The sequence below is a fragment of the Arthrobacter sp. B0427-1-12 genome, assembly GCF_059092905.1.
Genome location: NZ_JBNHIC010000019.1, coordinates 40,340 through 52,007 on the forward strand (window position 1 = coordinate 40,340; position 11,668 = coordinate 52,007).

Annotated in this window: 12 protein-coding genes and 1 pseudogene; 8 read left to right on the top strand and 5 right to left on the bottom strand. The window is 67.8% G+C overall.

Translation table 11 applies throughout. The features are described from left to right. The first annotated feature begins 59 nt into the window (after positions 1-59). The 4 genes from AC5RWU_RS12780 (at position 60) to AC5RWU_RS12795 (ending at position 4,656) form a co-directional block, all read left to right on the top strand. Complete coding sequence (locus AC5RWU_RS12780; RefSeq protein WP_494031219.1) at positions 60-1,259, top strand: acetyl-CoA C-acyltransferase; 1,200 nt, start codon at positions 60-62, stop codon at positions 1,257-1,259. Between the two features lie 19 nt (positions 1,260-1,278). Continuing rightward, entirely contained in the window at positions 1,279-2,061 is a 783-nt protein-coding gene (locus tag AC5RWU_RS12785; protein WP_494031220.1) for an electron transfer flavoprotein subunit beta/FixA family protein, read from the top strand. Positions 2,062-2,143: 82 nt separating this feature from the next. Continuing rightward, a complete protein-coding gene (locus AC5RWU_RS12790; RefSeq protein WP_494031221.1) occupies positions 2,144-3,130 on the top strand; it encodes an electron transfer flavoprotein subunit alpha/FixB family protein in 987 nt (328 codons plus the stop codon). Between the two features lie 644 nt (positions 3,131-3,774). Then, entirely contained in the window at positions 3,775-4,656 is an 882-nt protein-coding gene (locus AC5RWU_RS12795; RefSeq protein WP_494037014.1) for a cytochrome b/b6 domain-containing protein, read from the top strand. Positions 4,657-4,995: 339 nt separating this feature from the next. Here AC5RWU_RS12795 and AC5RWU_RS12800 read toward each other — a convergent pair whose 3' ends face one another. Further along, entirely contained in the window at positions 4,996-5,490 is a 495-nt protein-coding gene (locus tag AC5RWU_RS12800; RefSeq protein WP_494031223.1) for a hypothetical protein, read from the bottom strand. Between the two features lie 157 nt (positions 5,491-5,647). Here AC5RWU_RS12800 and AC5RWU_RS12805 point away from each other — a divergent pair, with 157 nt between their 5' ends. From AC5RWU_RS12805 to AC5RWU_RS12815, 3 genes and pseudogenes are all read left to right on the top strand, one after another. Then, positions 5,648-5,935, top strand: coding sequence for a hypothetical protein (locus AC5RWU_RS12805; protein ID WP_494002647.1), 288 nt, complete (start codon positions 5,648-5,650; stop codon positions 5,933-5,935). A gap of 139 nt (positions 5,936-6,074) precedes the next feature. Continuing rightward, positions 6,075-6,419: pseudogene (locus AC5RWU_RS12810) on the top strand (hypothetical protein); the annotation flags it as partial. Between the two features lie 54 nt (positions 6,420-6,473). Next, positions 6,474-7,670 carry a hypothetical protein gene (locus AC5RWU_RS12815; RefSeq protein ID WP_494002588.1) on the top strand — a complete coding sequence of 399 codons (1,197 nt, stop codon included), beginning with the start codon at positions 6,474-6,476 and terminating at the stop codon, positions 7,668-7,670. A gap of 123 nt (positions 7,671-7,793) precedes the next feature. On the opposite strand, the gene AC5RWU_RS12820 is transcribed toward AC5RWU_RS12815, so the two are convergent. The 4 genes from AC5RWU_RS12820 to AC5RWU_RS12835 form a co-directional block, all read right to left on the bottom strand. Continuing rightward, the gene (locus tag AC5RWU_RS12820) at positions 7,794-8,882 is read right to left on the bottom strand and encodes a DUF8462 domain-containing protein (RefSeq protein ID WP_494031225.1); all 1,089 of its coding nucleotides are present in this window, start codon (positions 8,880-8,882) and stop codon (positions 7,794-7,796) included. Positions 8,883-9,061: 179 nt separating this feature from the next. Beyond that, positions 9,062-9,826 (bottom strand): dethiobiotin synthase, encoded by a 765-nt coding sequence (gene bioD / locus AC5RWU_RS12825; protein ID WP_494031226.1) that lies wholly within the window; start codon positions 9,824-9,826, stop codon positions 9,062-9,064. Next, positions 9,826-10,953: a cytochrome P450 gene (locus AC5RWU_RS12830; protein ID WP_494031227.1), complete on the bottom strand. Its 1,128-nt coding sequence runs from the start codon at positions 10,951-10,953 to the stop codon at positions 9,826-9,828. Before AC5RWU_RS12830 ends, bioD begins: the two co-directional genes overlap by 1 nt. Then, positions 10,950-11,267 carry a hypothetical protein gene (locus AC5RWU_RS12835; protein ID WP_494031228.1) on the bottom strand — a complete coding sequence of 106 codons (318 nt, stop codon included), beginning with the start codon at positions 11,265-11,267 and terminating at the stop codon, positions 10,950-10,952. The genes AC5RWU_RS12830 and AC5RWU_RS12835 overlap by 4 nt, the downstream gene beginning before the upstream one ends. A gap of 112 nt (positions 11,268-11,379) precedes the next feature. Between AC5RWU_RS12835 and mftA the strand changes: the two genes are divergently transcribed. Next, positions 11,380-11,517, top strand: a complete 138-nt coding sequence (gene mftA, locus AC5RWU_RS12840) for a mycofactocin precursor MftA (protein ID WP_494031229.1) — start codon at positions 11,380-11,382, stop codon at positions 11,515-11,517. The last annotated feature ends 151 nt before the right edge of the window (positions 11,518-11,668 follow it).

The following is an 11,668-nucleotide window of genomic DNA, read 5'->3' on the forward strand; positions in this document are numbered from 1 at the left end:
ATTGCATATGAATCCTCGGTTACAGTCGGGGTCTAACATCCCTAGTTAGGAAGTGACCCATGATCAGAGAAGCTGTCATCGTCTCCACGGCTAGGACGGCCATCGGGAAGGCCTATCGCGGGGCCCTTAATGACACCACCCCTCAGCAACTGGCCGCCCACGCTATCAGCGCAGCGATCCAGCGTGCCGGCATCGATGCCGGGGAAGCTGAGGACATCGTGTTGGGTTGCGCTCTGCAGGAAGGCGCCTCCGGCCTCAACATCGCACGGCAGGCGGCCTTGCGCGCCTCTCTGCCCGTCACGGTCCCGGGCATGAGCATCGACCGTCAGTGCGCCTCCGGCCTGATGGCAGTGGCCACTGCCGCCAAGCAAATCATCGCCGACGGGATGACCGTGACCATCGGAGGTGGCGTGGAATCGATTTCTCTGGTCCAGAACGACCATGCCAACCGTTATCGAACTCAAGACCCCTGGCTGGTCGAACACCTGCCCCAGACTTATATGCCAATGCTCGAGACTGCCGAGATTGTCGCGGAGCGCTACGGGATTACGCGAGAGGCCCAGGACGCTTACGCGCTGCAGTCTCAGCAGCGTACCGCCCAGGCCCAGCGGGCCGGCCTCTTCCAGGATGAAATCGCTCCCCTAATCACGACCAAAGTGCTCACTGACAAAACCTCGGGGGAGACCAGTGTCCAAGAGGTATGCCTCGACCAAGACGAGGGCAATAGGCCGCAGACCGACCTGCCCTCCCTGTCGGCCTTGCGCACGATTCTGGCAGATGGCCAGGTAAGTAACCGGGCAACCGTCACGGCCGGTAACGCCTCCCAACTCTCCGATGGCGCCGCGGCGTGTGTGCTGATGGAGAAGACGCACGCTGAACGTCGAGGCCTAGAGGTCCTTGGCACCTATCGGGGCATGGCGGTGGCCGGATGCGGCCCGGAAGAGATGGGTATCGGCCCGATATTCGCTGTCCCAAAACTGCTGAAACAGCACGGTCTGTCGATCGAGAACATCGACCTGTGGGAGCTCAACGAGGCCTTCGCCTCCCAGGCCGTCTACTGCCGCGAGTCCTTGGGAATCGATCCCGACCGGTTCAACGTCAACGGCGGAGCCATTTCGATTGGCCATCCTTACGGAATGTCAGGCGCCAGAATGATCGGCCATGCCCTGCTGGAAGGGCGCCGTCGCGGAGCGCGATACGTCGTAGTCACCATGTGCGTCGGAGGCGGCATGGGCGCGGCCGGACTATTCGAACTCTAAGATCCCAGGAGAAAATGTCGTGAAGATTGTTGTTTTGGCCAAGCAGGTTCCGGACACCTGGTCGGACCGCAAGATCGATTTGGGGACCGGTTTGTTGGACCGGGCGGTGTCGGAGCCGGTGCCGGATGAGATCAACGAGCGGGCCCTGGAGAACGCGTTGGCGTATAAGGACCAGAACCTGGACACCGAGATCGTGGTGGTGACCATGGGTCCGGAGGATGCGACCAAAACGCTGCGCAAGCTGCTGTCGATGGGCGCTGACTCGGCGGTGCTGGTCACCGACGAGGCCCTGGCTGGCTCGGACATGGTCCAGACCGCGAGGGTGCTGGCCGCCGCGATCGGCAGGATCGGGGCGGTGGACCTGGTGGTGGCCGGCAACGAGGCCACGGACGGGCGCGGCGGGATGGTCCCGGCCATGGTCGCCGAACTGCTGGGGTGGCCGGTGCTGCCGGGGCTGGACACAGTGGCCATCGCCGCCGGGTCCGTGTCCGGTGTCGCCCAGGTGGACGGGGGCACGCTGTCGTTGTCCTCGCAGTTGCCGGCGGTGGTGTCGGTGACGGAGAAGTCCGCCGAGGCCCGGTTCCCGAACTTCAAGGGCATCATGCAGGCCAAGAAGAAGCCGCTCCAGACGTGGTCGCTAGCCGAGCTGGGGATCGCCGCCGGACCGGAGGCGGCGTCCGTGCGCTCGGTGATGGTCTCCGCGACCGCCCGCCCGGCCAAGGAGGCCGGGCCGAAGATCACCGACGACGGCACCGCCGCCGCCCAGCTGGCCGAGTTCCTGGCTGCCAACCGGCTCGTCTGACCGGTTTCCCACGGGACCGCCTGCCACGCAGTGAGGCCCCTGCTGATTGCCCACGTGCTGAAGACTTGAAGGAAGAGCATCCATGACTGCTGGAAACGTCCTTGTGTTGATCGAGACCACCGGGGCCGGGGACCCGAAGTCCACCGCGGCCTCGCTGTTGGGCGCGGCCGCGGCCCTGGGCACCCCGGTGGCCGTGGCGGTGGCCGCCCCGGGCCGGGGTGAATCCCTGGCGGTCCGGCTCGGGGAGCTGGGCGCGGCCCAGGTGTACCTGGCCGAGGCCGAGACCGCCGGCACCGAGCTGGGCAGCGCGCAGGTCGGTGCCCTGGCCGACGCCATGCAGGCCTATTCGGCCTCCGTGGTGCTGGTGCCGGCGACCAACGACTCGCGGGCGGTGGCCGGGCGCCTGGCGATCGTCGCCGGCGGCTCGGTCGCTGCCGACGCGGTCGGGGTGCGCTGGGACGCCGAGGGCCAGGAGGTCATCGTCACCCACGCGGTGTTCGGCGGGGACTTCACCACCGAGTCCACCGTGGAGGGCGGGCTGATGATCATCACCGTCCGCCTCGGGGCGATCGAGGCCCGCGCCGAGGCCGTTGCCTCCCCCCAGGTCACTACCGCGCCGGTGTCCACCGCCGCCGCCCCGGGCGCGCGGATCGAGGCGGTCACCGACGCGGCGACCGAGACCGGCCGGCCGGCGCTGCGCGGGGCCAAGGCCGTGGTCTCGGGTGGGCGCGGGATGGGCTCGAAGGAGAACTTCGTACTCGTGGAGCAACTGGCCGACGCCCTCGGGGCGGCCGTGGGGGCCTCCCGCGCCGCGGTCGATGCCGGGTACGTGCCGCAGTCCTACCAGGTCGGCCAGACCGGGGTCTCTGTCACCCCGCAGCTGTACGTGGCGCTGGGGATTTCCGGGGCCATCCAGCACCGGGCCGGGATGCAGACCGCCAAGACCATCGTGGCGATCAACAAGGACGAGGACGCCCCGATCTTCGACGTGGCCGACTTCGGCATCGTCGGGGATGTGTTCACCGTCGTCCCCAAGCTGATCGACGAGCTCTCTGCCCGCCAGAACTGAGCGACCGACCGGCGTGGATGCACCGCATCACCGCCTTGGCCTGACTGGCCGTACTAGAAGTGAAAGGCCACGAGATGAGCAGCGAGAAAAACACTACCGAGAAGAGCGCTCCGCGCCGCGCCCGCATGGCCAGTTACCGTCCCCAGCCGCAGCAGCAGGCAGGGCTTGGAACCGAAGCAGGTGCTCAGCTCCCGGACTCCGCAGTGCAGGTGGAGGGGGCGCAGGAATCTCCAATCGCCTCGCAGTTCCCGCCGACCAGGACTCGGATAGGCGCAGGTGCCTCGACGGCCGAAGCCGGTTCCGCGGCCCCGGCCTCTGGTGCTGCGACGGAGGTTGGCAAGGCTCCGGCCCGTCAGCGGATGGGTGCCCCGTCGTCCGCCCCTAACCAGACTGGGGCAGAGGAATCCTCGCCTGCCGCAGGTGGCCGAACGCGCCAAGGTGCAGGGGCCAGACCGGTCACTGCACCCGCTGATGCGCCTAGGGCCCCTCGGATGGCAACCCCAACGGCTCCCACCCCGAGCAGTGCTCCGGCCCCGACCGCGATTTCGAGGGCCGCCGCCCCGGTAAAGGCCACGGGAACCGCGAACACACTGGCCACCGGTGATGGCCGGGACGGTGGGGGTCGTCCTGCTTGGGTGCGGCCGGTGGCGAGCGTCGCGGGGTTCGTCCTACTCGCCCTCGTGGTGGTGCTGGCCGCCCGGTGGGCCCGGACCCTGGAACCGGTCCAGCAGTTCATCGCGACCTATGACGGGCACGCCTCCCAGCCCGAGGCCGCCCCGGCGGGGATCCCGGCCTGGCTGGGCTGGCAACACTTCCTGAACATGTTCTTCATTGTGCTGATCATCCGCACCGGCCTGCAGGTCCGGACCGAACGCAAGCCCCCCGGGTACTGGACCGCCAAGAAGGGCTCGTTCTTCTCCCCGAAGGGCAACGCCCCGAAAAAGGTCTCCCTGTCGCAGTGGCTGCACCAAGTGCTGGACGTGCTCTGGGTGGCCAACGGGGTCGCCTTCGTCGTGCTGCTGTTCGCCACCGGGCACTGGATGCGGATCGTGCCCACGGACTGGGACATCGTCCCGAACATGCTCTCCGGGGCGATCCAGTACGCCTCCCTGGACTGGCCCACCGAGGACGGATGGGTGCACTACAACGCACTGCAGGTGGCAGCGTACTTCGCCACTGTGTTCATCGCCGCCCCGCTGGCGGTCTTATCCGGGCTGCGATTCTCCACCTGGTGGCCGGAGAAGGCCGAATGGCTCAACCGGATCTACCCGGTGGAGTGGGCCAGGGCGGTGCACTTCCCGGTGATGCTCTACTTCGTGGGGTTCACGATCGTGCACGTGTTCCTGGTGTTCTTCACCGGGGCCTTACGGAACCTGAACCACATGTACACCTCCCGGGACGTCGTGGACTGGTGGGGGCTGGCCGTCTTCCTGCTGTCTCTGGTGGCCATCGCGGCGGCCTGGTTCCTCACCAAACCGCTGTTCACTACCCCCATCGCCGCCCGGATGGGCAAGGTCACCAAATAACCCGGGCCGTGTCATCCTCTCCCGGTTCGCCCGTTCCAAACACGTCATCGAACTGGACGCCGTCGCAGCAACACGCTAGGACCACACTCCCAATGCCGGCTCCAGCGTACCGCCCCGGGAATCATGCCACCGGTTCGTTGGCGGCTGATTCCGGTTCACCCCGTTGTCGGGGCCTTGAAAAACTGTTGGTTCTTCAGTCGCTTCCCACTGGGGTGGACCGCGGACTGTAGCCTGTGAAAGTGCACAAAGACGGCCTATCAGCCACCACCCGTTCCGGGCGAGGATTCGCGCTGGTGCGCTTGGGGCCCGTCAGGCGCTGACCGCGCTGATCCCTGCGGCTCATGCGTGCGGGGCCGTGGCTCTCGGCGACGGTCGCAACGGGCCGCGATCGGGTTGCCGGACCCCTACGCCAGCCGCAGTCTGGGCCGGCTGGCCGGACACGATCTGAAAGTTGTTCAGCTCTCGGGTCGGGCCTTCGATAAATCCGTGCTGCAGATCGAACTGGCCGGAGTGCCGCGCGCGGTCACGCAGACCACCCGCGAGAAACTGCTGAACGCGGACGTGGGCCTGATCCGGCAGCTGGAAAACCGGGTGGCGTCCCTGCCCAAACTCGCCGCTGAAGTTGACCAGCGCCGGGCCGAGGCCCTGTTGCGGATCGGACAGGCGACCCGAACACTGGAGACCGGTTTCAAGCACCAGGACGCGCTGGAGACCGCCCGGCAGAACGCGGCCCGGATCAATGCCGAACTGGCCGAAATGCAGGCCCCGCAGCAGGCACAGCACAGCGCGGCAGAGACGGTGGATCCGGAGCTGGCCGAACTGCAGCGGCTGCAAGCGGCCAGCTTCCCAACCCGGGCCGGCGCTGCCACCGGAACACCGGGAGCGGGGGCGGCCGAAGCTGTTCCGGTGCCTTCGCCGCCTTCATGTGGGGTGCTGTTGTCTATCGTTGGAGCTCCGCCCGGCTGGGTGCTGCCGGTGCCGGATGGCTGGTGTGGGCTCCATGCTGGGGCGGGTTGGCGAAGACGGCGGTGGGGAAGCCTTGGGCGGCCAGAGCGGCGGCCTGCCGGGCTTCAAATGGGATGCTTTCCTGTTCGGTCCTGCCGGTGTTCAGTTTGCTTTGGGAGGGGTCCAGTCCGAGGACCTTGGACTCATGGCGTTGCTGGGCTTTGAGGATGAGATCGTCAACGTCCGGTGCCTGCAGGCAGCGCTGGATGGCGTCGTTGGTGGGGTGGCCGCCATCAGCACGTCGAGGGATTCGGCGGCGGTGAGGGCCTGGTAGTAGATCATGTAGTCCGGGCCGCTGATGTCGCGGCTGAGGTAGAGGGAAATGTCCGGGTAGTGGCCGTCGTTGAGGATGTCGATGGAGGCATCGGCGACGGCCTGGTCCTAGGCACGGCGGACGTTTTGGCGGACCTGCGGCGGTGTACGAGATGCACTCCCAAGCCGGCCGCGCACGGGAGGCCCAGCGCCTTCGTGCCGTGGTCACACAGCAGCTCGCACCCTTCACCGCGACCATGCCCAAACCCGTCCCGGTCGGCGCCGGGCACAGTCCATCAGTTGAAAGCCCGTCAGCCGGTGCCGGCGCCGGTGTAAGCGTCGGGCCCACAGCCGCCGACATCGGACGCCGGGGCATAGCCCCGGTCCGTCCCGGCTCCGTTGTCCCATCCACACCCGTTGTCCCGGCCACACCCGAAAAGGCCAGGACCGGCCGGCACCACGGCCCGGACACCAGCCTTGGCACCGGAGCGGTGCCGGAGCGCTAAGACCGGGGCCGCTAGGACCGCACGAGGAACCACTACGAGAGGTAAGTGCCGATCATGAGCGAATCAGACGGCATTGACGATGTAGTGGAAGGCGGTCTGCGGCAGTCCCTGATGACCGCCTCACGGCTGGCCGAAACCCTGGCCCGGATGCGGCAGGAATCGCTGCGCCGGCGCGAGCAACAGGACACCCGGACCGCACATGAGGCACAGGTACGGGAAGCAGCCGACCGGGCGGCTGTGCAGGGCGCCCTCGCCCCGGTGCAGAAGGAGAAGTGGTGGGAGCAGGCGCAGCCGGCAGACATCGCCCAGATGCATGCCCTGGCCGAGGGCTGGAAGGACCACGACCCCACCGCACTGGCCGCGGCCGAGCGGATCCGCACCGAGGTGAAGGCCCGCTGGGGCATCGATACCCACGACGTGGGGACGGACGCGGCATACTTGGAATCGGGCATCGAAACGATCAGCGCCGCGCAGGCCCGACGCGCCGCTGCCGCCGAGCACCAAAAGGGTATGGCACTGATCGCCGCGGCACAGGCCGAAGAACTCCGGGCCAGGGCCGACAAGCTTGCACCCGAGATGGAAAGGCACCAGGTACCCGTCGAGTACCTGAACAACCCCGCCCTGGCCCAGGCCCTGCAGACCGCCCACGACGCCAAAACGCCCGAGGCCATCGAAGCGGCCGACGCCACGGTGAAGGAACGCCTGTACCTGATCGGCAAGGACGGCATCAACGGTCCCACCGTCGAGATGCTGCGCGAAGAAACGACGGCCAGCTTCAACGGTGCCGGCGAAGAGCACTTCAAAGACGCCACGTTCGTGGAGGCGGCCAGGGAATGGCACGAAGCCAGGCTCCTGGCCGAGGGCGGCTTCACAGGCTCCCAGGAGCAGCCGCTGGAGCAGCGATACGAACGCCTTGAGGCGGAACTGTTCGCACGCATTGAAGCCATGGGACGGGAGCTGGAAAACTGCGTCACCGGCGACGACAACAGACGGCTCAACGATCAGGGCGAGAAGACCGAAAGCAGCGCCGCTGCAGAGTACGGCTCCGCCGAACACCGCGAAGCCTTCGCTGCCTCACTGGCCGGGACCGCCAGCGAGAACCAGGTCCAGGGACGCCTTGCCGCTGCACGCAGCGAGGGCACGCACCCCGGCACGGCGCTGACGCGAGGCAGAGGGGCAGCCAAGGCACGAAAGACCCGTGGTGGGACCGGTGTGGCAGCGGAACGGGTGAAAAGCGGACCCAGCCGCTGACGGCATGCGAGATGGAAATCCGCCCGCACTGGTACCGGGCAACAAAGCGTTAGCTGTCTCGACGAAGGACCGGCTCTGTGCCCGATGCACCGCGGAGGGGTAGGGGTCGTTGTTCTGCGGATGTTATTGCCGAAGGTAGTCGCGTAGGCCGGGAATGGCGAAGTCGACCTTGCCGTAGCCGGCTGATTCGATCAGTCCGGCCGCGATGAGTCTATTGCGGTACTTGGAGACCACGTTGGGTTTGGACTTGATGAGGTGTCCTATCTGGGCCGCTGTTGACGGGCCGTCCTGCTCGGCCATGGCGTGCAGGAACTGGCGGTCCTTGTCGGAGATGTCCGAGAGCGCGGACTCCACGACAACCAGGGTGTTCCGTCGCAGCGCTGCGGCGATGGCGGTCCGGACACTCTCCTGGTCCAGGGCCCGGTTGGCCTTGTCGGCCGCCATCCACAGGTAGTAGCCGACCAGCTGGATGAGGAAGGGGTAGCCTTCGGTGGCTGCTGCCGCCTCGCTGAGCAGCTCCGGGGCGACGTCGATGCCGCCTTCGCTGAAAAGGTCCCGGTAGGAGGCGGTGACTTCACCGATTGCTGCCTCATGAAGATTGATCCTGTCGGCCCGGCGCAGAAAGGTCGCCACGCCCTCGTTGAGGAGGTCGGAGACGGCCGAAGGCAGGCCGGCGAAGATCAGGCCGATGGGAAGCCCGTCACGGATGAAGTGCTGCACGTCCGCGGCCAGCTGGGAGATTTCGCTCCGGTCGACGGCGTGGATTTCGTCGATCGTGATGACCAGCCCGGTGCCCCTGCTGTCCAGGACCTGCAGCAGTTCCTCCCCGGTGCGCCGCCAGTCCGGAATGCGCTCCGGGGGCAGTTGGGTCGTGAGCCCGAATCCTGCCGCGGAGAAGGCCGTGATCTTGCGCGTCGGCGGCCCGCCGCCCAGCTCGTCGGAAAGCCGGAGCATGTCATCTCCGACCCTGGCCAAAAAACCCGGATTGGCCGTTCGGGAGATCACCGCCCAGCCGTGGTTTCTCGCGATCGCTTCTGCAGTGCTGAGCATGACGGTCTTGCCGATGCCCCTGGCGCCGGTGATGATGGTGAGCAGTCCGGGGGCGCCCGAGCCCTGCTGCAGGCCGTACTCGAATTCGTCCAGAAGCCCGGCCCGACCGACCAAATCCGGCGGGGTAGCTCCTGCGGTGGGTTTGAAGGGGTTCTGCAACACGGCTCCTCTCGGGTGAAAGTAGGTGAAACTGGTGAAAGTGGTGAAACTTGGGCCAGTCTATCACCAGCGTCCAACAGAAAGCCCGTCGGACCTCGTGGCAGCGGATCATCTGCGAGAGCAGAACGGCTGCACAATCCAAATACCCATGCTTCCCTGTGGGAGTCACAGGGTGGGGCGGGTCAAGGGACGGAGACCAGTCCGTTGAGCCATTGCGGGGCCAGGGACCGGAACCGGCGGGGCTCCAGGGCGGCGGCACCGGCCGGGATCGCACCGGCCAGCGGCGTGGACAGGCCGTGCAGGTATTGGACATTGCTGGTCTCGATCCCGTCAGGCTGCTGCGGCCAGGCTCCGATCACTACGCCGCTCACCGCCAGCCCGCGCCGGTCCAGCGCCTCCAGTGTGAGCAGGCAGTGATTGAGGGTTCCCAGGCCGCTGCGGGCGACAACGATGACGCCTACGGACAGGGCCGATGGCGGGTCGGACCGGGTGGCGGTCCCGCCGCTGAGGTCCGCCGCTAGGTCCGCCAGCGTGTGCCCGGCGGAGTCCAGTTCGACCAGCAAACCGCCGGCGCCCTCGATGAGGACGTGGTCGTTCGCAGCGGCCAGTTCCCCGACCCGTTCCAGATGTACGTCCAGGTCCGGCAGCCGGGTGTCCTCCAGTTCGGCGGCCGCCGCAGGGGCCATCGGCGCCCGCAGCCGGGCGCCGTCGGAAACCGCCGCCACCCCGGCTAGGCGCCGCACTTCGTCCGAGTCGCCGGGCTCGCCGTTCTCGAGGCCGGTCTGGACCGGCTTGTAGGCGGCCACCGTCCGGCTGCCCCACGCCGGCGAGCTGAGGGCGGCGGCCAGCGCCGCCGTCGTCATGGTCTTGCCCACCCCGGTGTCCGTACCGGTGACCACCATGATCCGGGGAAGCCCGGATGCCAGTGCGGCCGGGGAAGCGGGCATCAGGACCGCCCCGCCATGGCCGGCCGGAGCCCGGCGGCGGTTCCCGTTCCGGTTCCCTGGCGGGTGCTGGTGCCGGTGACGGTCACCGTCAGCGGCGTCTGGAAGGACAGCAGCCGGAGCCAGCCCGGCTCCGGACCGGTCAGGGCGATTTCCGGCAGCGCGCGGGCGGTCTCCGCCAGCACCAGGGCTGTCTCCAGTTCCGCCAGCCGGGCACCCAGGCAGCGGTGCAGGCCGTGGCCGAAGGCCAGCGAATACGCAGTGGGGCCGGCGCCGGCCGGATGGTGGCCGCTGAGTTCGAGCAGGATCTCCGCGCCGGCCGGCAGTTCCTGTCCGTCCAGCCGGGTGTCCCGGGCGGCCGCGCGACGCCAGGTGAACACGGAGGATTCCGTTGCCAGCACCTTCTGTACCATCGGTCCGGCTTTCGCGTCGCCGGCCGCCAGCCGCCGCCACAGCTCCGGCTCCTCCAGCGAGCGGTACAGCGTGGTGGCGATCAGCTGGGCGGTGGTTTCCTGCCCGGCGATCACCAGGAAGTATCCGAGCGAGCAGATCCGGGCGGCATCCACCCCCGCCCGGTGCAGCACCCCGAACAGCGAATCCGTATCCCGGCTGGCCTCAACTGCGGCGCGCAGCCAGCCGTAGAACTCGGCGGCGGCGGCGGCCAGTTCGGCCTGGCGCTGTTCGTCCGGCCAGCCCCAGAACAGCTCCAGGGAGTCGCGGCTCCACCGTTTCAGCTTGTCCAGGTCCGGGCAGTTGAGGCCGATCAGTTCCTGCATGATGACCGGCGGGATGTGCTTGGCCACCAGATCGGCCAGGTCTACTGGTGCGTGCGCCAGTCCGGCGGCGGCCGCGTCCGCCCGCCGGCGCGCCAGTTCGCGGATCCGCGGTCCCAGCGCGGCGACTTTGGCGGGGGTGAAGAAGCCGGCTACCAGCTTCCGCACGCTGCGGTGGGACTCTCCGGTAGCGGAGGCCAGCACCGGCGGCAGGGCGAAGCGCGCGCGGCTGAGGATCCGCAGCGCCGCCGGGCCCAGCGGCACGACGGCGGTCAGGGCGTTCGTGGGCACAAAGTCGTCCGTCCGGCGCAGGACCTCGCGGACCTGGTCCGGATCCTTGACTACGTGAAAATTCATGCCCGTACCGCCTGTTCTGCCTGGGTCGTTTGTTCTGCCGGGATTTCGTGTTCAGCACGTACCGGCTGTTCCGCCCGGACGGCATCGGCCACGAGCCCGGCGGCGCGCACCGTCTGTTCCGCCGCCAGGTCAGCCCGGGCCGTCAGCCGCAGCCGTGACATGCCGTCCGGCACGCTGGGCGGGCGGAAGCAGCCCACCAGCACTCCGTCCTGCTCCAGCTGCTCGGCGATTCGCACCGCCGGCCCGGGCCCACCGACCGGAACCGACTGGACCGCACCCGCGGCCCGGTCGAGCGCGTGGTCATAGAGATACAACTTAACACCTTGGGAAGGGTGTTCCTTTTTGGCCTAGAGTGCCATTAGTATGAGCCGGGTCACCATTAGCGGGCCAGCGGTCCAGCCGCCGACCTCGAGCTAAGGAGCCATCATGGCAAATTCAGCACAGCACGCCCCAGTCGCAGGGGACTCCGTCGTGGAAGCCGAAGCGCAGAAGAACTCTTCGGCGAACGCCGAGGAGCTTCTGGTGGAGGAGGTTTCGATCGACGGCATGTGCGGCGTCTACTAGTCAGGCGCCACTGTTGAACGCCAGGACAAGCACGTGAATCCTGCAAACAGCACAACCGACGGACCTGTTAGACGGGGCATCGTTCGATATGGACGCCCCGTGGGTGATCCATCCAAGCGTCGCAGTGCGGCCGGAACCTTTCGGGGCCCTG

What these genes read in the sequence shown, in the direction of transcription:
- AC5RWU_RS12780 (WP_494031219.1), top strand. Translation starts at nt 60, where the DNA reads ATGATCAGAGAAGCTGTCATCGTCTCCACGGCTAGGACGGCCATCGGG.
- AC5RWU_RS12790 (WP_494031221.1), top strand. Translation starts at nt 2,144, where the DNA reads ATGACTGCTGGAAACGTCCTTGTGTTGATCGAGACCACCGGGGCCGGG.
- AC5RWU_RS12815 (WP_494002588.1), top strand. Translation starts at nt 6,474, where the DNA reads ATGAGCGAATCAGACGGCATTGACGATGTAGTGGAAGGCGGTCTGCGG.
- bioD (WP_494031226.1), bottom strand. Translation starts at nt 9,826, where the DNA reads ATGCCCGCTTCCCCGGCCGCACTGGCATCCGGGCTTCCCCGGATCATG.
- AC5RWU_RS12830 (WP_494031227.1), bottom strand. Translation starts at nt 10,953, where the DNA reads ATGAATTTTCACGTAGTCAAGGATCCGGACCAGGTCCGCGAGGTCCTG.
- mftA (WP_494031229.1), top strand. Translation starts at nt 11,380, where the DNA reads ATGGCAAATTCAGCACAGCACGCCCCAGTCGCAGGGGACTCCGTCGTG.